Consider the following 19,679-nt stretch of genomic DNA (forward strand, 5'->3'; position numbering starts at 1 on the left):
CCCCTCTCCGATCACGTACTTCTGGATGGACGGCTCAATCCGGCACGACGACGACGCGGCTGCGCCCGGTGTGCGCCCACGCCTCACCGGCCCGGCTCAGCGGGAACGCGGTGTAGGGCAGGTGCAGGGATCCGTCGGCGAACCGGGCCATGACCTCGGGTGCCTCGGCGAGCATCTCCTCGTGGGACACCGATCCGGCGCCGCTCCCGGTGATCCGGATCCGGCGGCTGCGCAGCAGGTCAGCCGGCAGCGACGCCTTTTGGCCCGCGAGCGAGCCGACCTGCACGTAGGCCGTGTTCGCCTCGGTGTCCTCGCCGCTGCGACCCAGCACCTCGAAGGCCGCCTCGGCGACGGGCCCCCACAGGTAGTCCAGCACGAGACCGGGCGAGGTCTCGGCCACAGCATCGGCCAGGGCGTTCTCCAGGCCGTCGGGCCCGTCGTGGGCGAGCGACACGGTCGTCGCTCCCGCGCCGCGCAGCCGCTCCAGCGCCTCCGGATCGCGGCCTCCGGCGATGACCCGCTCCGCCCCGAGCGCCAGCGCTCCCTGCACGGCGAGGCTGCCCGACATCCCCGTGGCGCCCAGCACCAGCACGGTGCCCAACGCCCCCACTTCCTTGCGCCGCGCGGTGAGGACCACCCAGCCCGACAGGCCGGGGTTCATGCCCGCGGCGATCGCGAGCGGATCCGCCCCCGCCGGAACCTCCGCCTGGAAGGGAGCGAAGAGCCGCTCGGCCATCGTGCCGAAGGGCGGACGCGCGTAGCCGGTGTAGACCAGGCGCCCGTCGCCGGTGCGGGCGACCGCGTCGATGCCCGGCACCAGCGGATACGTCATCTGGCCGCGGCCGTAGTGCAGCCCGGTGGCCAGCCCGCGAACGATGTTGTGCAGGCCGGCTCCGACGAGGTGCAGCGGCTCGTGACCGGGCGGGACCGTCGGCTCGGGGAAGTCGGCGCAGACGGGTGACGCATCGGGGGCGGTGACTACTGCAGCACGCATCAGGGTCTCCTTAACTAAGTTCAACGATATGGTCAGCATCCCTGAACACCGTTAAGGTGTCAACCATGACCAAGGGCATCACCCGGGAGCAGATCGTCACGGCAGCGCTGGAGCTGCTCGACGACAAGGGCATGGACGGGCTCACGGTCCGCGCGCTCGCCTCCCGGCTCGACGTCCGCGCCCCCGCCCTCTACTGGCACGTGCGCAACAAGCAGGAGCTGCTCGACGAGATGGCCACCGAGGTCATGCGCCGCGTGACCGGCGCCCTCGCCGCGGTCCCGCCCGGCGACGGCTGGCGCGACGACCTCGCCGCCTACGCCCGCGTCCTGCGCTCCGAGTACCTGCTCCACCGCGACGGGGCCCGCATCTTCAGCGGCACCCGGATCACCGACCCGGACGTGGTCCGCACGAAGGAGCCGTTGTTCGAACGCTGGACCGCGTCCGGCTGGAAGCCCGCCGACGCCGACGACGCCGTCGACGTGGTCACCGCCTTCGTCGTCGGCTTCGTCATCGAGGAACAGGAACGACGCCAGGCCGCCGAGACCGATCCGACGCGCTACTCGGCCACCCGGCGCGACGCCTGGCTGGGCGAAGGCGCGTCACTTGTCAAGGAGGCCGGCCACCTCCACGACGACGGCGACCAGCGGTTCGAACGGCATCTCGGCATCGTGCTGAACGGGCTCGCCACTCTGCCGGACGCGTGATTCACCCGCGCCTGCGCACCAGCGCCGTCGCGAGCACCGCGGCCGCGACGAGCGCCGCGCCACCCATCAGGATGTAGAGCTGCACCCCGGCCAGCGAGTTCGCGGCGACTCCTGCGACGAGCGTGTCGGTGGCCGTCGCGTTGAGCAGCATCACGCCGACGAAATTGAGCACGACCGACCCGACGCAAAGCACGACCGCCACCAGGCTGCCGATCGCACCGTGGTTCTCGGGCGGTGTCATGACGGTCGCGAGGTTGAAGCTGGAGGCGATGCCCGCGCCGGCGGCCACCCCGAGCAGGGTGGCGCAGACCAGCCCGATCGGGAGCACCGAGATGCCCACGAGCATCCCGAACGTGGCCAACAGCCCCACCGCGATCCCGGCGAGCAGCGTGCGCGCCGGACCGATCCGGGACGCGAGGACACCCGACACCGGACCACCGATCATGATCCCGACCGCGGACAGCATGAACAACGCGAGCACCACGTCGCCACCGCCGAGGCCGTAGCCGAGGCCGAGCTCGGGCGGCACTTCCGCGACGAGGCTCTTCAGCTGCAGCATGCTCTGGATCGAGCCGGCCGTGAGCGCCACCGCTCCCAGCGTCAACGCCAGCGACCCGCTGTGCCCACGCAGGTCGACGATCGGCTCGGGGACCCGCAGCACGTGCCGCACCCCGGCGGCCAGCGCGATGACGCCGCCGACCAGCGCGGCCAGCAGACCCGGGTTCGCCAAGCCCAGGTCCGGAGCCATGCTGACGCTACCGAGCACCGCGACCAGACCGGAACCGAGCAGCAGCGCCCCGACGAGGTCGACCGACCCGCCGGAGCGGATCGGCGGCTCCGGGATGAACAGCCGCACGGTGACCGCGCAGACAATCGCGAGAGCGATGGCGACGACGAAGACGCTCCGGTAGCCGAACGCGTCGATCGCCGGGTTCAGCAGGAACAGCGCGGGGATCCCCAGTACCGATGCGCCTGTGGTCACGACGCCGACGGCGGCCATCCCGACCCGTGGAGTGCAGACCTGGCGGGTGATCGCCACCGTGAGCAGGACCGCTCCCATGGCCGCGCCCTGCAGGAACCGCCCGAGCACGAAGACGACGACGTTCGGCGCGACCAGGCAGATGAGCGATCCCGCGAGCGTGACGAGCATGGTGACGACGAGGATCCGGCGCTTGCCGTGGATGTCGGCGTTGCGGCCGAGCAGCGGCGCCCACATCGCGCCCGCCAGCATCGCACTCGAGTTGAGCCACGCGGCCTGGTCGGTCTGGAAGTGCCGCATCATGTCCGGCAACGCCAGGAGCGGGGCGACGATGACCAGGTCGGCCAACAGGTTCGCCCCGACGAGGATCACCAACCAGCCGACCAGCCGACCGCTCCACCTGTCCTCCGCGACGCCCGACGGGCGCGCTACCGACGTGACTTGCACCATGAGTTCTCTCCAGGTGGCGGCGGCCGGGAACACCCGACCGCCTCGAGGGTTTCTCTCTCCGGTTCCGGAGAGCGGTCCGTCCGCAGGGGCGCTACACCACGCCCGCGACGCGACGGCTGACGCGCACCCGGGCGGAGCCGCGTCGCACGTCGGCGTACACGTCCTCGAACGCGTCGAGCGTCGCGTCGAGGTCGTGTGCCGCGGCCGCCTCCCGGCCGGCCGCGCCCATCCGCGCTCGGGCCGTCGGATCGCGGAGCAGGGCGGTGAGCGCCGCGGCGAGCCCGGCCACGTCTCCTGGCCCGTACAGCAGGCCGTTGCGCCCCGGGTGGACGAGGTGCGGGAGCGCGACGGCGTCGGCAGCCACCACGGGCCGCCCGGCCGCCATCGCCTCCAACGTCACCAGGCTCTGCAACTCGGCGATGCCCGGCATGCAGAACACGCTGCACCGCCGGTAGGCCGCGGCGAGCGCGTCGTCGTCCACGGCGCCGCGGAACCGCACCCGGCCCGCCTGGCCGAGGTCCCGGGCCAGCGCGCTCCACCCGGCGCGGCGGGTGCCGTCACCGATGATCTCCAGCCGGGCCGGGCCGGGCACCAGCGTGAACGCCCGGATCAGCTCGTCGACCCGCTTCTCCCGCTCCAGCCGGCCCACGAACAGCACCGTGGGTTCGGGTTCGGATCCGGGTTCGGCGTCGCAGGCACCGAACCGGCTCAGGTCGATGCCGCAGGACACCGCGTGGCCCGAGAGCCCCGTGCGGGCGCCGAGCAGCTCGACGGCCCGCGGGGTGGGCGCGGTGACCGCATCGGCGTTCGCGTAGACCCGGGCGAGATCCCGCCAGGCCCATCGGGACACCCGGTCGGCGAGCACGTCCGGCACCCGGGCGTGTTCGAGCATGTTCTCCGGCATGAAGTGGTTCGTGGCGACGGTCGGGTACCCGGCGCCGGACGCGGCCGCGAGCAGACCGCGCCCGACCTGGAAGTGCGACTGCACGTGCACCACGTCCGGGCGCACCGCCCGCAGCACCCGCTGCGCCCCCGCGGCGGCCGGGCCGGGCAGGCAGGCGCGGAACCGGTCCTGGCCGGGGACGCGGTAGGAGCGCAGCCGGTGCACCGCCGGCACGCCGTCCCCCTGGACCGGGGACGAGGCGGCGCCGGCGTCGGACGGCGCCACGACGTGCACCTCGTGCCCTCGCCGGGCGAGGCCTGCGGCCAGTCGCGCGGTGAACCGGGCGGCGCCGTTGATGTCGGGTGGGTAGGTGTCGGCGCCGATCAGGACGCGCAGCGGACGGTTCACGGTCGGTCCCTCGGGAGCGGGGCACCGCGGTCGGCGCCTGCGGGAAGCGGAAGGCGGGCGGCCGGGGCGCCTGCCGTGACGACGAGCCGGGCAACGGCCGTCCGGGCCGCGATCAACAGTGTTGCGACGGCGAGGCCGGTGACGGCGAGCAGCCACGGGCGCGTGGTCATGTGCTCGGCGAACCGGTCGCCGGCGAGGATCCCGAGGCCGACGAGCAGACCCAGGCGCAGCACCGTGGCGACACCGGCTGCGAGCGGCCGGATGGGGCGGAAGTCCTCGGCACGGGCGGCGAGGGCGGGCACGGTCACTCCTGGGGCGGTCGGGGATCGGTTCCCCACCACGATCTCGGCCCCGGGTGAATCGCGATCATGACGCAGTTCGGAGTTCGGTAAGAGACGCTGCCGCTCTCGGCCGGCGTAGGCGCCGCTTGACCCCTTAACAGAGTTCAGGCATGCTGAACCAACCCACCGAACGTTGTTAAGGGCGGTCTTCATGCGCGCTGCAGGTGTCCGCACCCCCCGTCGCGCGCGACCCCGGGACCGGCGGGTGCTGACGTTGGCCGTCCAGGGCCGCGCGCGGATCAGCCCGCACTTCGTGTCGATCACACTGGGCGGGGACGACGTCCGGTACCTCGAGCGGTCCGGGTACGACCAGGCGGGCCGCCTGCTCTTCGCCGGCCCCGGACAGGACCGGCTCGCGCTCCCGAACAGCGCGAAGTGGATGCTCCGGTACACCCTCCAGCCGGCGGGACAGCGTCCCCGAACCAGGGCGTACACGATCCGGCGCTTCAGGCCGGACAAGCGCGCGTTCGACATCGAGATCGCCGTCCACCAGGACGCCTCGGGTGGGTCCGCTGCCCCCGGAGCCGCGTGGGCGCTGACGGCCCGGCCCGGTGACGAGGTCGCCTTCGTCGACGGGGGATACACCTACGCGCCCACCCCGGCCGCCACCTGGCAGCTGCTCGTCGGCGACGAGAGCGCACTGCCGGCGATCCTCGCGATCCTGGAACGCTCCAGCCACACGCTGCCGGCCGAGGTCTTCCTCGAGGTTCCCGACGAGGACGACGTCCGCCGCGACGTCACCACGCCGGCAGGAACGAGGATCCACTGGTTGCCCCGCAACGACCCCGCCACGAGGCCGGGCACGCTCGCCCTGCGGGCCGTGCGGGACGCACAGCTCCCTCACGGCCGCTTCTACACGTGGACCGCGGGCGAGGCATCCATGTCCACCGGGATCCGCAGGCACCTCGTCACCGAGCGCGCCGTGCCGAAGTCCGACATCACCTTCCGCGGCTATTGGAAGTACGGAAAGCCCAGCCCCTGACCACGGCACTGTCCGCCGGCGCAGTACCCGTCCCGCTCCCTCCGCGACACGAGGAAACCGCTGTGACCACCTCCGCCCCCACCGCGCGCGGGTTCGCCCTTTCCGTGCTGACCATCGTCGTCGGCGCCGGGATCCTCAACACCCTCATCGCGGTCGCCGCGCGAGCTCTCGGCGCGGACACCACCGCCGTCCCCGGCCTCACCGCGCCCGCCTACCTGACGTTCACCGTGATCGGCACCGTCCTAGGCACCCTCGGCTGGAGCACCGTGCGCCGCTGTGCCGCCTCCCCCAGCCGGGTGATGTCCTGGTTGGTGCCGCTGGTCATCGTCGTCTCACTGGTTCCCGACGTCCTGATCGCGGTTTCCGCCGGCCCGGTGGCCGGCATCGCGCTGGGCCTGATGCACCTCGCGGTCCTCGCCGTGGCCCTTCCCACCTTCCGGCACTTCCTGCCACTGCCCCGCTGACGGCGGACCGGGCGAGCTCGATCCCCTCGTTCCGCACGAGGGGATCGAGCAGATAGCGCTGGCTGGCGGCCGGGTCAATGGACGGCGGGCGTCGCGGCGGGAGCCGGGCCGCGGACGAAGAACGCGCCGCCGATCGCGAACAGCGACAGGGTGGCCGCCACCAGGAACGCCGCGCGCACCCCGCCCGCGGTCTGCTCCACCAGCGGGAGGCCTTCCGCCGCGAGCGCCGACGAGCGCACCGACAGGACGCTGACCAGCAGCGCCACCCCGGCTGCACCGGCCAGCTGCTGGGCGGTGCTGAAGATCGCGCTGCCGTAGGAGTACAGCTTCGGCTGCACCGCTCCCAGGCCCGCGGTGAACAGCGGCGTGAACACGAACGCCAGCCCGAGCAACAGGAGCACGTGGAAGCCCACCACCTGCAGCAGCGAGGTGTCGGCGGTGAACAGCGTGGTGGACCACAACGCCGCACTCGTGGCGACCGTGCCGGGCACCAGCAGCGCCCGCGCTCCGAAGCGGTCGTACAGCCGTCCGACCACCGGCCCGAGCACGCCCATGAGCACGCCGCCCGGCAGGAGAAGCAGGCCCGTGACGAGTGGCTCGAGCATCAGCACGTTCTGCAGGTAGATCGGCAGCATGGTGCTCGTGCCCAGCAGCGTCGCCATCATCAGCATCATCAGCGCGCTCGCGGCCGTGAACGTGCGCGAGGTGAAGGTGCGCAGGTCCAGCAGCGCGCGATCGGACCGCTGCAGCACCAGCTGCCGGGCGACGAACGCCGCCAGGCCGACGACGCCGATCGCGAACGCGACCCACACCACGACCGGTGAGGCGCCGCCGACGGCATGACCGATGCTGCTCAGGCCGTAGACCAGCCCGCCGAACCCGAGCGCCGACAGCACGACCGACACCACGTCGATCGGCGCGGCGGTGGGCTCACCGATGTTCGTGAGGCGCCGCATCCCCAGCACCAGCACGGTGAGCGCGATCGGCAGCACCAGCCAGAACATGTAGCGCCAGCCCAGCAGGTCCAGCACGATGCCAGACACGGTGGGCCCGATCGCAGGCGCGACCGAGATGACGACCGAGAGGTTGCCCATCAGGGCGCCCCGGCGGCCCGGGGGCACGAGCGTCATCACCGTGGTCATCAGCAGCGGCATCATGATCGCCGTGCCGCCGGCCTGGACCACCCGGCCGGCGAGCAGCACGCCGAAGCCCGGCGCGACCGCCGCGAGCAGCGTGCCCGTGCTGAACAGCAGCATCGCCGCGGCGTACAGGGTGCGGGTGGGCACCCGCCGGATCAGGAATCCGGTGATCGGGATGACCACCGACATCGTGAGCAGGAAGCCCGCGGTGAGCCACTGCCCCACGCTCGCGCCGACCTGCAGGTCGGCCATCAGCACCGGCAGCGCCACGCTCATGATCGTCTCGTTGAGGAGGACGACGAACGTGGAGACCAGCAGCACCCCGATCATGGCGCGGTCGCGGGCGCCGAGCTGCCCGGAGGCGGCAGGAAGGCTTGCTTTCCCGTCGAGCGTGTCCGACGAGCCGATCGTGACCCCGGGCGCGCCGGTCATGAGAACGACGTCCCGGACGAACGAGCTACCGCGGCGATCGCCACCAGATCCTGCAGCACCCACGAACGACCGAGACCCGCCGGCTCGGCGGTGCGCGGCCCGTTCCGGAGCGCACCGGTCTCGCGGACGCCATACGCGAAGACACCCATCGCAACCCTCCATAACTAAGTTAAAGGCTGCGACCAGCATTACTGAACGCTGTTAAGGTGTCAAGTGAGACCGGCCCCTGCCCGCGAGCGCACACCCGCCGGCGGATGGTTCGGGCTCGGCCGCGTCGAGGAGTGACACCGCTCCACCCGCGACCGAGTGCATCCGGCAGGGGTCGAGTCACCGGCGGCCGATCCCGGGTGAGGACGGTGGATGTGATGGCGGATCCGATCGAGCTTCCGGCGTCCGGCAGCGAGGACGCGCTCGTCGACGCGATCGCCGCCGCGACGGCCGGCGACGCGCCACTGCACCTCGGGCCCGGCGTCCACCTCACGAAGCGGGGCCGCCGGAACCTGATCCCGATCGGGGCGCACGGCCTGAGCATCGCCGGGCAGCTCTCAGCCCAGGAGCCGGTCACGATCAGGAGACCGGACGACTCGATCGACCTCGGAGAGCCCGACTGGAATTTCGGACTGTTCTTCGTCCCGGAACGGCCTACGCCTGACGAGGAAACCCAGCTCACGTGGCGGCCCGGCTCCGACGCCGAGGGACCCATCGAGTTCGACGTGATCATCCGCGGCCGGATCACGATCGACGGCCTGCGGATCGACTGCAACATGGGCAACCAGGGCCTCGCTCCGTCGCCGCCGGCGCCGAACGTGGCGGAGCACTCGACCATGCTCGGCTTCCGCGGGAGGGCGTTCACCCTGAGCGGCCCCGGCGAGGTTCCTCGGCGGATCGCCTACGTCGGGTTCGAGTCCGTCGAGCTGACCGACCTGGTCATCGAGAACGGCGGTTTCTCCGGTGACGTCTGGATCTCGCGTGGCGGCTTCTACCCCAACATCGTCGACTTCGTCGTGGACCGGGTGAACTCGACCCCACGGGTCAACCAGAAGAGGGCCGCCCTCGACTTCTCCGGCCTCTGCCGCACCGTGGCGATCACGCGCAGCCGCGTCGCCAGCATCGGCCTGGAGCACACGACCGCGATCACGTACGACCGGCTCCCCCGCGTGGAGCCGGACTTCGTCCCGTCGGCATGGCGCATCGTCGATGTCGCGACGGACGGCGTCGACATGGGAGCCAGCGGCTTCGTCTACGAGATCGAGGCCACCCACCTGACCACTCGCCGGTTCTACTACGTCGACCGGGCCAGTGGCACCGTCTCCGACTCGAACCTCGTCGTCGACACGCGTCGCCGGATGAACCGGCTACCCGGGTTCGAGTTCCACCGGGTGCTCTGGACGCTCCCGCCGGATGCAGGCGGCCACGTGAAGGGACTTCGACCGACGTCGTTGCTGGGTCAGCCCTGCCGGGTGGCGTTCATCGACAACACCTTCAGGGCCCCGGGAGCCGCGACCGGCGAGATCCTCGACAGCGAGTACTCCGCGAACACCGACAACTCCGTCGACGTGACCGCGCTCGGTTGCACCTACCCGGACGACTTCGGCACCGACCCGGCCCGCCCGATCGCCCGTGTGAACGAGCGCGGAATCTGGCGCTTCGCACAAGCCGACCTCGGCACGCTCGACCCGGACGTGGCGCTGCCGAAGCACCCGGAGCCGGACGTCAACCGGCTGATCGTCTGGCTCGACCGGCCCACGGGACGATCAGGTCGGCCGGTAGGGAAAGGCGGGAGACCGGGCGGCCCATTCACGGATGTCGGTCCCGGTCGCGAGCGCCCGCGCGACGGAGGCGTCGTCGACGAGGCAAGGAGCGCTGGAACTCGCCGGGCACAGGAAGCCTGCGAGTGCGTGGAACGCGAGCGGCCGCGACTCGTCCTCCGCCACGACGATCTCGGTCCGCCACTCGCCGTCGTTCTGCAGGCTGGTGCCCCGGGACGCGTACCGGAGCCGCGGGCCGGTGCCGACCGGTCCACCGACGGGTGTGCCGTCCGCCGGCTGCGCCACCACGAAGATGTACGTCTCGGGCGCCCCGTCCATACCGGCGAGAACGCCGAAGACCTGCAGCCGGCGTTCGCCGCCGCCCGATCCCGTCTCCGTGATCGTGGTGATCTCGATCCGCGGCGGCGCGGCCGGGGCCGCAGTCTCGGCGGGCGGGTCGTCGCGGAGCAGGGCGAGGGTGACGGCGAGAGCGGCCACGGCGAGGGCTGCGATCCCGATCGCGGGCACCACCGTGGCGGCAGACGGCCACCGCCGACGGTGGTGCCCGGTCATCGCGCCTCCCCGGGGGTCAGTTCCAGCCCCCGTTGGGCGTGCTCTGCCAGGTGTGCCAAAGCCCCCGGTCCGTCCCCGTGACGAAGGCCTCGAGCCTGCCGTCGGCGTTGCGCGAGACGACCGGCCCGCCGATGAGTCCACCGCTCAGCGTCTGCCAGGTACCCCAGCTGCCGTTCGGGGTGAGCTGCCAGATGTGCCACAGCGCATCGTCGGTCCCCCGGGCGAAGACCTCGAGCCGACCATCGGCGTTGCTGACGACGAAGGGCAGGTCGATCCCGCCGCCCAGCGACGCCCATCCGCTCCAGCCGCCACCCGGGCTGTTCTGCCACTGGTGCCACAGGGCGTCGTCGGTACCGCAGACGAAGACCTCGAGCCTGCCGTCGGCGTTGCTGCCGATCACGGGTGGGCCGACGAGCCCACCGCCGAGCGACGACCAGCCGCCCCAGCCACCGCCGGCGCTGAGCTGCCACTGGTGCCACAACGCGCCGTCGGTGCCGCGCACGAACACTTCGAGGCGGCCGTCCCGGTTGCGCCCGACCGAGACCTTCGACGTCAGCTGTCCGCCGCGGGACGCCCAACCGCCCCAACCGCCACCCGCAGCGGTCTGCCAGATGTGCCAGAGCGCGCCATCGGCGCCTTGCGCGAAGACCTCGAGCCGGCCGTCCGCGTTCACCGAGGCGACCGGGTTGACGATCCACCCGCCGAGCGAGGACCAGTCGCTCCAGCCGCCGTTCGGGGCGACCTGCCACTTGTGCCAGAGCGCGCCGTCGGTCCCGCGGGCGAACACCTCGAGCCGGCCGTCTCGGTTCCGGGTGACGGTGGGGGCACCCTCGATCACGCCGCCCTGCGAGTTCCAGCCGCTCCAGCCGTTGTTGGGCGCGGTCTGCCAGATGTGCCAGAGCGCGCCGTCAGTGCCGCGGACGAAGGCTTCGAGCCGCCCGTCGGCGTTGGCGGCGACCACCGGGTCGAAGACGACCCCGGAGAGCGACGCCCACCGGAACCGGGCACCGTAGATGGAGCGGATGCCCTCGATGTCGTCGGTCGTGAGCTCGCGCCGCGGACCACCGTAGAACGCGAACATCACCGCCGACGTGTCTGCCGAATGGTTGAGGCCGAGTCCGTGGCCCAGCTCGTGCAGTGCGACGGTCGGGAGATCGATGCCGGTCGGTGGCAGGTTCGTCGACCACGTCTCGGCCTCGTCGAAGTGGCAGTCGCCTGCGACGTCGCCCCCGTTGGGCGGTGGGAAGAAGCAGTGTGCAAGCGTCCCGCCGGGCCCGTCGAAGGCGTTGGCGGCCCCGTCCCCGTGGTTGCTGCTGAAGAAGCCGATGCGCATGTCCCCGCCGGCCGGGTTCTCCACGAAGTTCAGCGGCGTCACAGCGCCCCAGCGGTTGAACGCCCCGCGCAGCGCGGCACGCACCTCGGCGACGGAGAGATCGGGGGTGGTGTTCGTGTGCGAGTAGCTCACGGCCGGCCCGGGCCAGCGATTCCCCTGCGCCACGAAGCTCGCCACGTCGTCGTCGACGACGTTGTCCGGGAATCCGCACCGCGGCCGCTGCATCACCTCGACCGTGTCCTGGTCGATCTCCCCCGTGGGGCTCAGCCCGTTCGCCCGCTGGAACAGCTCCACCGCCTTCTGGAGGTGTTCGTCGTACACGCTCGGGTCCGGCGGTTCGAACGCCATTGCCGGGCGCCAGTTGGGATAGCGGCGGGCGAGACTCCGGTTCGGGAAGTACCCGTACTGCTTCAAGTACTCGTAGGTCCGCTCGACCTGCTCGCTCTTGTCACCCCGGGCCGTGGTCTTCTGCGGCGCGATCGGTTGACGCGTGGGCGCCATACCGGCGGCGGCATCCGCCCTGTCGATCTCGTCGGACATGCTCGCGACCCCTCTCGTCGACGTGGCCACGGGGAGGAGGGTCGATTCACGCTGCGGCGTACTGCGCAGAACTGCGTACGTCCGATCCGGATCGCCATCGGCCGGTCCCGACTCCGTCGGCGGCGAGGATGGCGCGCACCTCACGCACCGCGCGCCGCGGATCGACCCGCGTCGGCTCCCCGTCCTCGACCACGACGCCGCCGTTGACCAGGACGAGTCGAGCCCGGGTGGACAGCCCGGTGAAGATCAGAGCAGCCACCGGATCGTGCACACCGGCCCGATCGACCGAGTCGAGGTCCCAGCACGCGATGTCGGCGGCCATGCCCACCGCCAACGAGCCCAGATCGTCGCGACCCAGACACGCCGCCGACCCGCGAGTGGCCGCGGAGAGGAGCTCACGCGCTGACGGCCACTCGGCCGGAGCCGTGCGAAGCGCCCTGTGGGCCAGGGCGGCGACGCGGAGGTCGCCGAGAAGACCGGCCCCGTCGTTGGTCATCGATCCGGTCGTACCGACACCGACCGGGATGCCGGCGTCGAGGTAGCGACGCAACGGTGCAAGACCCCACCCGAGCTTGAGGTCGGCGGCGGGGATGTGCGCGATACCGATCCCGGCAGCGGCGTAGTCGGAGATCTCCTCCACCGGTGGCGTCGTCGCATGCGCGACCCAGACGTTCGGGCCTGCGAAACCGTTGTCGACGAGGATCCGCCATGGCGACGTCCCGTACCGGGCGCGCGCGAAACGGGTGTCCTCGTGGTGGTGGAGGTGCGTGTGCAACCGCACGGTGGGGTGACCGGCCGCGAGATCCGCGAACTCCCGGAAGATCTCCGGAACGTCGCTGACGACTCCCGACGGGGCGAGAACCACCCGCGTCATGGCGAACCGGTTCGGGTCGTGGTGGTCGGCGATCAGCCGCTCGGCGTGCGCGAGGACCGCATCCAGCGGCTCGGCGAACAGGTCGTCCACCATTCCACCTCTGGCCCGGCCGAAGGTGACGCTGCCCCGCCCGGCGTGCAGCCGTACCCCGACCTCCGCCGCGGCCTCGACTGTCGCCTCCACGTACGGCTCGGGACGCTCGCCGGGGAACACGGTGTGCTGGTCGGCGACCGTCGTCACCCCGCCGAGCACCGATTCGGTCAACACGGCACGCGCGGTGGCCCGCACCGCATCAGCGGTGAAGCGCCCCTCACGCCACCGCCTGGCGACCAGTGCATCCTGGGCGGCCAGGAACTCGGGCATGCCGGAGCGCTCCAGCTCGGGGAGCGTGCGCATGGACGCCTGGTACAGGTGCTGGTGGGCGTTGATGAGACCGGGTAGCGCCAGCAGCCCGCGCCCGTCGATCACCCGGTCGACGCCGTCGGTGGCGAGGTCCTCGCCGATCGCCGCGATCCGCGGCCCCTCGACGAGGATGTCCGCATCCCGGAGCTCACGGTCCTCGGCGTCGAACGTTGCGACATGAGCGAGCTTGCGCAGGAGAACCTTCATCGGACGCCCTCCAGATCCAGTAAACGTCCGTTCGCAAACGAACGTACGCAACGAGGCCAGGCGAGTCAACGAAAGTATGCAAACGGGCGTTGTCCTGGGTTTGAGGATGGTGGCCTGCACTGCGGCCCGTGTTCCCCGAGGACCCGCAGGACGGGCCGGCAGACACCAGGTCGCCGGCCCAGGGAGCTAGAGGAGCTTGCGGAAGTAGGTCGCGCTCTCCTCGTAGCCGATGGCCAGGTAGAAGTCAGCCGCTCGACGGGTCGCGAGGGCAACCAGCTTCGCGCCTGCCTCGAAGGCTCTGCGCTCGAACTCCTCGATGAGCAACGCCCCGATGCGCTGCCGCCGCTGCTCGGGCCGGACCGCGATCTCCTCGACCCACGCGACCCGGCCGTTGGCGTAGAAGGCGGGGTGCGTGAAGCCGAGGACGTAACCGCTGACCTCGCCGTCGGTCTCCGCGACGAGCAGCACCGCGTTGCCGGAGGCCAGCAGCTCGCCGAGGCTGCGCCGGAAGCTCTCCCGCTCGACGACGAAGCTGGTGGCCATCTCCGCGGCCAGCGAGTGGACCGCTGGTTCGTCCGTGAGCGTGGCCGACCTGATGATGGTCTGTCGTGCCGTCACGGCGCGACGCTAACGCCTCCGGAGATCGGCATCCGCCCTCGAGGCGCAGGCCAGCAGGCCTCAGCTGTCGGTGAGCTTCCCCGGGTTGAACCACGACGGCTTGTGCCCCGACTCCGTGCACTCGACCGACAGGCCCACGAACGCCGTGAGCAGCGCCGTCGTGTCGACACGGTCGTGTGCGCGGAACGCCTCGGCTGCGGCGACGAGCCGGCCGCCTTCGTCGGCGATGCCCGGGCTCGCCGCGTCGAGCACGCCCTCGCCGACGCGGGTCACCGCGGAGACGGCGTTGACCATCTGCTGGAGGTCGACGTCCATGCTCTTCTGCCCGCTCGCACCGCTCATCATGGGCACGACGAACGTGTCGTAGAGGGTGCCGCCTCGGGCGTCGAGGTCCACGCACACCTTGCGGTCGGCGTCCACCGCCACGGTGGACTGCGCCGACGCAGCGGGCAGCGCCGGGCCGGCGGAGCCGGGCACCATCCGAGCCGAGCACCCGGTCAGCACCACGAACGCGAGCACCCCGCTGATGATCGTCGCCGTCGCCTCGGTGCCCACGTCACACCTGCCCGACGAAGATGGCCGGCTTGCCGAGGAAACCGTGGGAGACCTCGAGCTGCAGCTCGCCCACGGCTTCCCCGAGGGACAACGCGACGGTGAACGTGGTCGACTTGCCGGGCAGCACCGTCCCGGCGGGGTTCTCGCTGCCACCGTTCGCGCTGTCGTAGATCCTCGACACCTGGCGACCACCGTGCGTGGCGTTCACCATCGTCATCACGGCGTCGTACGGCTCGCCGGACCCGTTGACCACGGTGATCGCGATGTTGACGGCGCGGTCACCGTCGTGGCCCGCCGCATACCGGCTCGGCTCGTACAGCTGGGGTGCGGTGACCTCGACGGCGAGCCCGTCGTCGAAGGTGACCCGCTGCCCGAACCCCGCGGTCACCGCCCCGGCCGCGGCGGCCGGCTGCTCCGCCTCGACGGCGGGCTGCTGCCCAGCGGGGCGGGGCACCACCGGAGCGGCGACCGGTGCCGGGCCGGACAGGTCCTCGGCGAGCTGGTCCACCGCCGCGAACACGATGGTGATCCCCCAGACACCGAGCGCCAACGCGCCCGCCCCCAGGACCAGACCGGTCATCGCGGTCTTCCCGTTGGTTGCCCTGCCCCTGCGGACCCGGGACCAGCCGACGAGGGCGAGCGGAATGGCGACCAGGGCGCAGATCACGGCGACGAACCCGGTCAGCGGGACGAGACCGAACAGGACGCCGATGGGTGCGAGGATCGCGGCGGCCAGTCCCGGGCCGTTCCTCACCGCCGGAGCGGCGGGCTGCGTCAGCGGAGGGACGTGATCGTACGGCGACTCGGGCCAGTACGGGTCGGCCACGACGGGGCCCTGGGCGTCCGCTTCGGCGACGTCCCGCTCGGCGCGCATCCGGGCAACTGCGGTGTCAGCAGCCGCCCACTCCTCGGACGTGAGCCCCTCGGGCAGCTCGTACGGCTGCTCCGAGCCACCGTACGAATGCTTGGGCGAGTAGTTCGGGTCCGACATCGCGGTGTCTCCTGTCTGGATGGTCGACGCCGCCCTCGCGGCGCATCGTCGAGCCGGGTACGCGTTCACCTCGCCGTGGCGGGACGCTCCGAACCGGTGACGGACATCGCGACCGGGACATCGCGACCGCGGCGGTCCGGCCGAGGCAGCGGCGGGCGATCAGGACTGCCCGAGGGGCAGGACACCACCGGCCGGGACGGGTTCTTCGGTCGGCTTCTCGGTGGTCGGTTCGGTGGTGGGATCCGGCCGCGGTGGTCGTGTCCTCAGCGGCGGTTGCGTGGGCCGCGGGGGCGTCGTGGTGACCGTGCCGTCCGCCATGCAGATCAGTTGGATGCCCGATCCGTGCTCGGCCGGCTGAACCCGGAACTCGACCGCCTCCTCGACGGGCTGAGCGGCGGAAACGGCGGCATGGGCGGTGCCCCCCACGACCACGCCTGCGGCGACGAGGGCACCGGAGACGGCCAGAACACGAGCAGGACGGGGCACGCGCAGAACTCCTTGCGAGGAACGGCGGCCGTCTCGGGGAGCTCTCGCGGCGCCGCACGGGGCTGGGGGGCACACCCATGCTCGCCGGACGATCCTCGGTCGTTACGGCTGACGTGCTCGCCGACGTGGCACGGAACCCGGAGCCGTCGTGAACCGGCAGCCCCGGCCCGCCGTGTCGTTCTTGGAGCCTGCCCTCGTCGTCGCGGGCGCCGCGTACGCCGCCGGCTCCTCCCCATCGGCGACGCGAACCGCACGACCCGGGACACCACCACGCTCGCCGTCACCGTCTGGATCGGAGCCCGACGTTGCCCGACGCCCCGCTCATCGCCACCCCGCAGGCCTACCCGCTCCTCTGCATCAACGAGCTCGACATGTGCTACTTCGTGGTCGGATGGACCGCCACGGGTACGCCTGTCGGGGTCCCCGAGTCCGCGCTCGCGGCCATGGGTCACACCACCTCCGACGCCAAGGAGATCAAGGGCGGCGGCAAGCTCACCTACGAGATGCCCAGGATGAACGTCTCCACGGCGGAACTCTGACCACCACGGGCGGGCCGGTGCGGTGCTGGAGGAGCACCCCGCCGTCCTGCCGCGGTCAGTACGCCCCGGCGGCGCCGTTGCGCCGCGGGTCGGCGCACGACCGCAGCACCCCCGCGCCGGCGTCCACGGTGACGGCCTCGAAGTTGCCGGTCAACGAGTGCCACGGCCCGAGGTCCTTCAGCCACCGGCCGCGCTCGGTGCAACGCTTGCGGAACTCCCGCTCGACGGCCGGTGCGAACCCGTGCTCGAGGGTCACCCCGGGCAGCCAGCCCGCCGCCGGCTCGTGCGGCCGCACCCCGAACCGCGGCAGCGCCACGACCTGCTCGATGGGCAGGCCGAAGTCCAGCAGGTGGACGAGGTTCTGCAGCACGCAAGCGACCAGGGATACCGACGGCGAACCGGACGCCACGACCGGCACCCCGTCGCGCAGCACGATGTTCGGCGCGAGGTACACCGTGGCCCGCTCCCCCGGCCACGGCATGCCACGCTGGAAGAACGACCCGCCGCCGGAGAGCTGGAAGCCCTCGGCGAACAGGCCGTTCACCCACGGCGAGGCCATGTGCGAGTGCGTGAGCGAAGCGATGTTGCGGTGCTCGTCGACGACCGTGACGTGGATCGTGCCCGGCGTGGGCACCGCGGCCGGCCCGGGTGGGGTGCCCAGCCGTGCCACCCGCCTCGCGGCGTGCTCCTTCGACAACAGCGCCTCGACGTCCGTCGAGGCGGTGCGCGGCGGCGCGTAGTACACCTCGTTGTGCACGGCCACCAGGAGGTCGAGCGTCTCCACGGACTCGTGCGCGGGGCCCCACGCCGGGAGGTCGAACAGCTCCAGCAGGTTCAGCGCCTCGATGAGCTGGCCGCCGCCGTCGTCGGGTGGGGCGGCGGCGAGGATCTCCGCTCCGCGGTAGGTGCCGCGCAGCGGCGCGGACCACATCGCCCGGTACTCCTCGAAGTCGGCCGGGGTGATCACCCCGCCGCCGCGTCCGCACTCCGCGGCGAACGCACTGGCGAAGTCGCCGAGGTAGTAGTCCATGTCGTCGTCGCGCAGCCGCTCCAGGGTGCGCGCCACCCGCTCCTGGCGCAGGATCTCCCCCGGCCCGACGAGACTGCCGGACGGTAGGAACACCTCCCGGGACTGCTCGTGCGCGCCCAGCTCGGCCCGCCGGGCGTACATCTCGCCGAACAGGTACGGGTTGACCGCGAAGCCGTCGCGGGCCAGGTCGATCCCCGCCTGCAGCAGCCGTGCCCGGGGCAGCGCCCCGAACCGCTCGTGCGCCGCCCGGAACGCCGGCCACCAGCCGGGAACCGGCACGCCGCGGCCGGTGGTCAGGTCCGCGCCGGTGAACCCGGGCAGCGGCGCGAGCGGGGCCGCGACGTTGCCGTTGAGGTAGCTCGCCTCGCCGGTCCGTCCGTCCCGGTACAGCAGCGCCAGGCCGCCGGTCGGCGCGGTCATGTGCGGTTCCACGACCAGCTGGGTGGCCGCGGCGGCCAGTGCCGCGTCACCCGCGGTACCGCCCTCGCGCAGGACGTCGAGGCCGGCCCGCGTAGCGAGCGGGTGCGACGTCACCACCGCACCGCGCTCGCCCGCGACGGGAGCCTTCGGCCCGTACCGGGCGTGCCGGGCCAGTTCGGCCGCGGTCTGCCGGTCCATCAGCTCCTCGCGGGAGCCGTGCGACGGTGCTCGTCCACCGCGGCGGGCATCGCGAAGACCGCCACCAGGATCGAGATGACGCAGATGGCCGTCATGTACCAGCCGAAGGCCGCGTTGGTGCCGGTCACGCCGAACAGCCACACCGCGATCAGACCTGCCGTCGACCCCAGTGCGGTGGTGCCGATGTTGTAGTTCAGCGCCGACGCGCTGCCCCGCACCTCGGGCGGGAAGCTCATCACGTAGGCGGTCGTGAGCGGGGCCCCCACGAAGTTGTTGATGAACGTGAACGCCACGACCGCGATCACGGCCAGCGTCAGCGATCCGGAGCCGATCGCCAGGAACGTGGGCACCGTGAGCAGGACGAACAGGCCGTAGCCGACGATCAGCGGAACCCTGCCGCCGTAGCGGTCGGCGAGCTTGCCGCCCCACACCGCGGGGAACGGGCCGATCGCGTAGGTGAGCAGGGACGCCAGCAGGGCGTTCGACGCCCCGAACCCGGCGTTGATCATCGCGGTCACGAAGTAGGCCTGGATGACGAACGAACCGACCCGCTGCCCGGCGCCGAGCCCGATCGCCCGGAGCATGGCGCCCCAGTGCTCGCGCACGGCCGTGCGGAACGGGGTCTGCTCGACCTTGTTCTGCTCGGCGAGCGCGGCCATCTCCCTGAACTGCGGCGTCTCGTCGACGTGCCGGCGGATGTAGACGCCGATCAGCGCCATCGGGATGGCCAGCAGGAACGGGATGCGCCAGCCCCACGCGTCGAACGCCTCGGCCGGCATCGCCGTGATGAGCAGGAAGGAGACCAGAGTGGCGAGCAGCGGGCCGACCGACGTGGAGGCGACGCTCAGGCCGGCCAGGTAGTTGCGCCGGTTGCCCCGCTCGTGCTCGAAGATGAAGTTGGCCGCGGTGGTGTACTCGACGCTCGCCCCGATGCCCTGCAGCACCCGGCAGAACAGGACGAGGATCGGTGCCGCGATGCCGATCGCCGCGTAGGTGGGCATCAACCCGATGCCCGCGGTGCCGATGCTCATCACCACCAGCGTCAGGATGAGCACGAAGCGCCGGCCCTTGAGGTCCGCGAGGGGCCCCAGCACCATGCCCGCCACGGGCCGCAGCGCGTAGGCCAGCACCACACCGGCGTAGGCCGACAGCAGCCCGACCACGGGATCCCCGCTCGGGAAGAACTGGCGAGAGATGATCACCGCCAGGGTGCCGTAGAGGCTGAAGTCGTAGTACTCGACGACGTTGCCGAGCATCGCGGACAGGAGGACCTTGCGCCGCGCGCGCAGGTCCGGGCCCGGATCGCCGGCAGGCGCGGTCTCCCGGATGTCGTTGGTGGTCACAGTCTTCTCCTTGGCGCCGGGGCCGCACTGGCCCGCCGTCGGGGAA

General features: G+C 71.9%; 18 protein-coding genes. 5 read left to right on the forward strand and 13 right to left on the reverse strand.

Translation table 11 applies throughout. The features are described from left to right. Nucleotides 1-34: 34 nt before the first annotated feature. Complete coding sequence (locus tag FB388_RS19585) at nt 35-994, reverse strand: quinone oxidoreductase family protein (protein ID WP_142103644.1); 960 nt, start codon at nt 992-994, stop codon at nt 35-37. A 65-nt stretch (nt 995-1,059) separates the two neighbouring features. Between FB388_RS19585 and FB388_RS19590 the strand changes: the two genes are divergently transcribed. Then, a complete protein-coding gene (locus FB388_RS19590) occupies nt 1,060-1,698 on the forward strand; it encodes a TetR/AcrR family transcriptional regulator C-terminal domain-containing protein (RefSeq protein ID WP_142103645.1) in 639 nt (212 codons plus the stop codon). A gap of 1 nt (nt 1,699) precedes the next feature. Here the strand turns inward: FB388_RS19590 and FB388_RS19595 are convergent, their stop codons facing one another. The 3 genes from FB388_RS19595 to FB388_RS19605 form a co-directional block, all read right to left on the reverse strand. Next, a complete protein-coding gene (locus FB388_RS19595) occupies nt 1,700-3,127 on the reverse strand; it encodes an MFS transporter (RefSeq protein ID WP_142103646.1) in 1,428 nt (475 codons plus the stop codon). Nucleotides 3,128-3,218: 91 nt separating this feature from the next. Continuing rightward, a complete protein-coding gene (locus tag FB388_RS19600; protein ID WP_211362114.1) occupies nt 3,219-4,418 on the reverse strand; it encodes a glycosyltransferase in 1,200 nt (399 codons plus the stop codon). Continuing rightward, a complete protein-coding gene (locus tag FB388_RS19605) occupies nt 4,415-4,720 on the reverse strand; it encodes a hypothetical protein (RefSeq protein ID WP_142103647.1) in 306 nt (101 codons plus the stop codon). The genes FB388_RS19600 and FB388_RS19605 overlap by 4 nt, the downstream gene beginning before the upstream one ends. Before the next feature lie 244 nt (nt 4,721-4,964). Between FB388_RS19605 and FB388_RS19610 the strand changes: the two genes are divergently transcribed. After that, nucleotides 4,965-5,741: a siderophore-interacting protein gene (locus FB388_RS19610; protein ID WP_246122197.1), complete on the forward strand. Its 777-nt coding sequence runs from the start codon at nt 4,965-4,967 to the stop codon at nt 5,739-5,741. Between the two features lie 62 nt (nt 5,742-5,803). Continuing rightward, complete coding sequence (locus FB388_RS19615) at nt 5,804-6,205, forward strand: DUF6069 family protein (RefSeq protein ID WP_142103649.1); 402 nt, start codon at nt 5,804-5,806, stop codon at nt 6,203-6,205. Between the two features lie 74 nt (nt 6,206-6,279). On the opposite strand, the gene FB388_RS19620 is transcribed toward FB388_RS19615, so the two are convergent. Next, a complete protein-coding gene (locus tag FB388_RS19620; protein ID WP_142103650.1) occupies nt 6,280-7,776 on the reverse strand; it encodes a DHA2 family efflux MFS transporter permease subunit in 1,497 nt (498 codons plus the stop codon). Between the two features lie 365 nt (nt 7,777-8,141). On the opposite strand from FB388_RS19620, the gene FB388_RS19625 reads away from it, so the two are divergent. Next, on the forward strand, nt 8,142-10,178 hold the full coding sequence (locus FB388_RS19625; protein WP_142103651.1) for a hypothetical protein: 2,037 nt from the start codon (nt 8,142-8,144) through the stop codon (nt 10,176-10,178). Here the strand turns inward: FB388_RS19625 and FB388_RS19630 are convergent. The 6 genes from FB388_RS19630 to FB388_RS19655 form a co-directional block, all read right to left on the reverse strand. Next, nucleotides 10,114-11,970, reverse strand: a complete 1,857-nt coding sequence (locus tag FB388_RS19630; protein ID WP_142103652.1) for a DUF8189 domain-containing protein — start codon at nt 11,968-11,970, stop codon at nt 10,114-10,116. The two genes, FB388_RS19625 and FB388_RS19630, sit on opposite strands and share 65 nt — an antisense overlap. 46 nt (nt 11,971-12,016) lie before the next feature. Continuing rightward, entirely contained in the window at nt 12,017-13,522 is a 1,506-nt protein-coding gene (locus tag FB388_RS19635) for an amidohydrolase family protein (RefSeq protein ID WP_170225739.1), read from the reverse strand. A 117-nt stretch (nt 13,523-13,639) separates the two neighbouring features. Continuing rightward, on the reverse strand, nt 13,640-14,071 hold the full coding sequence (locus FB388_RS19640) for a GNAT family N-acetyltransferase (protein ID WP_211362115.1): 432 nt from the start codon (nt 14,069-14,071) through the stop codon (nt 13,640-13,642). A 60-nt stretch (nt 14,072-14,131) separates the two neighbouring features. Further along, nucleotides 14,132-14,626 carry a hypothetical protein gene (locus tag FB388_RS19645; protein WP_142103654.1) on the reverse strand — a complete coding sequence of 165 codons (495 nt, stop codon included), beginning with the start codon at nt 14,624-14,626 and terminating at the stop codon, nt 14,132-14,134. Nucleotide 14,627: 1 nt separating this feature from the next. After that, nucleotides 14,628-15,617 (reverse strand): DUF4190 domain-containing protein, encoded by a 990-nt coding sequence (locus FB388_RS19650; protein WP_142103655.1) that lies wholly within the window; start codon nt 15,615-15,617, stop codon nt 14,628-14,630. A gap of 159 nt (nt 15,618-15,776) precedes the next feature. Further along, nucleotides 15,777-16,103: a hypothetical protein gene (locus FB388_RS19655; protein WP_142103656.1), complete on the reverse strand. Its 327-nt coding sequence runs from the start codon at nt 16,101-16,103 to the stop codon at nt 15,777-15,779. Between the two features lie 305 nt (nt 16,104-16,408). Here FB388_RS19655 and FB388_RS19660 point away from each other — a divergent pair, with 305 nt between their 5' ends. Then, complete coding sequence (locus FB388_RS19660; RefSeq protein WP_142103657.1) at nt 16,409-16,642, forward strand: hypothetical protein; 234 nt, start codon at nt 16,409-16,411, stop codon at nt 16,640-16,642. A 55-nt stretch (nt 16,643-16,697) separates the two neighbouring features. On the opposite strand, the gene FB388_RS19665 is transcribed toward FB388_RS19660, so the two are convergent. Next, nucleotides 16,698-18,290: a gamma-glutamyltransferase gene (locus tag FB388_RS19665; protein WP_142103658.1), complete on the reverse strand. Its 1,593-nt coding sequence runs from the start codon at nt 18,288-18,290 to the stop codon at nt 16,698-16,700. Then, complete coding sequence (locus tag FB388_RS19670) at nt 18,290-19,633, reverse strand: MFS transporter (protein ID WP_142103659.1); 1,344 nt, start codon at nt 19,631-19,633, stop codon at nt 18,290-18,292. Before FB388_RS19670 ends, FB388_RS19665 begins: the two co-directional genes overlap by 1 nt. Between the last annotated feature and the right edge of the window lie 46 nt (nt 19,634-19,679).

Origin of the sequence: Pseudonocardia cypriaca (assembly GCF_006717045.1) — a bacterium.
In the GTDB taxonomy this organism is placed as follows: domain Bacteria; phylum Actinomycetota; class Actinomycetes; order Mycobacteriales; family Pseudonocardiaceae; genus Pseudonocardia; species Pseudonocardia cypriaca.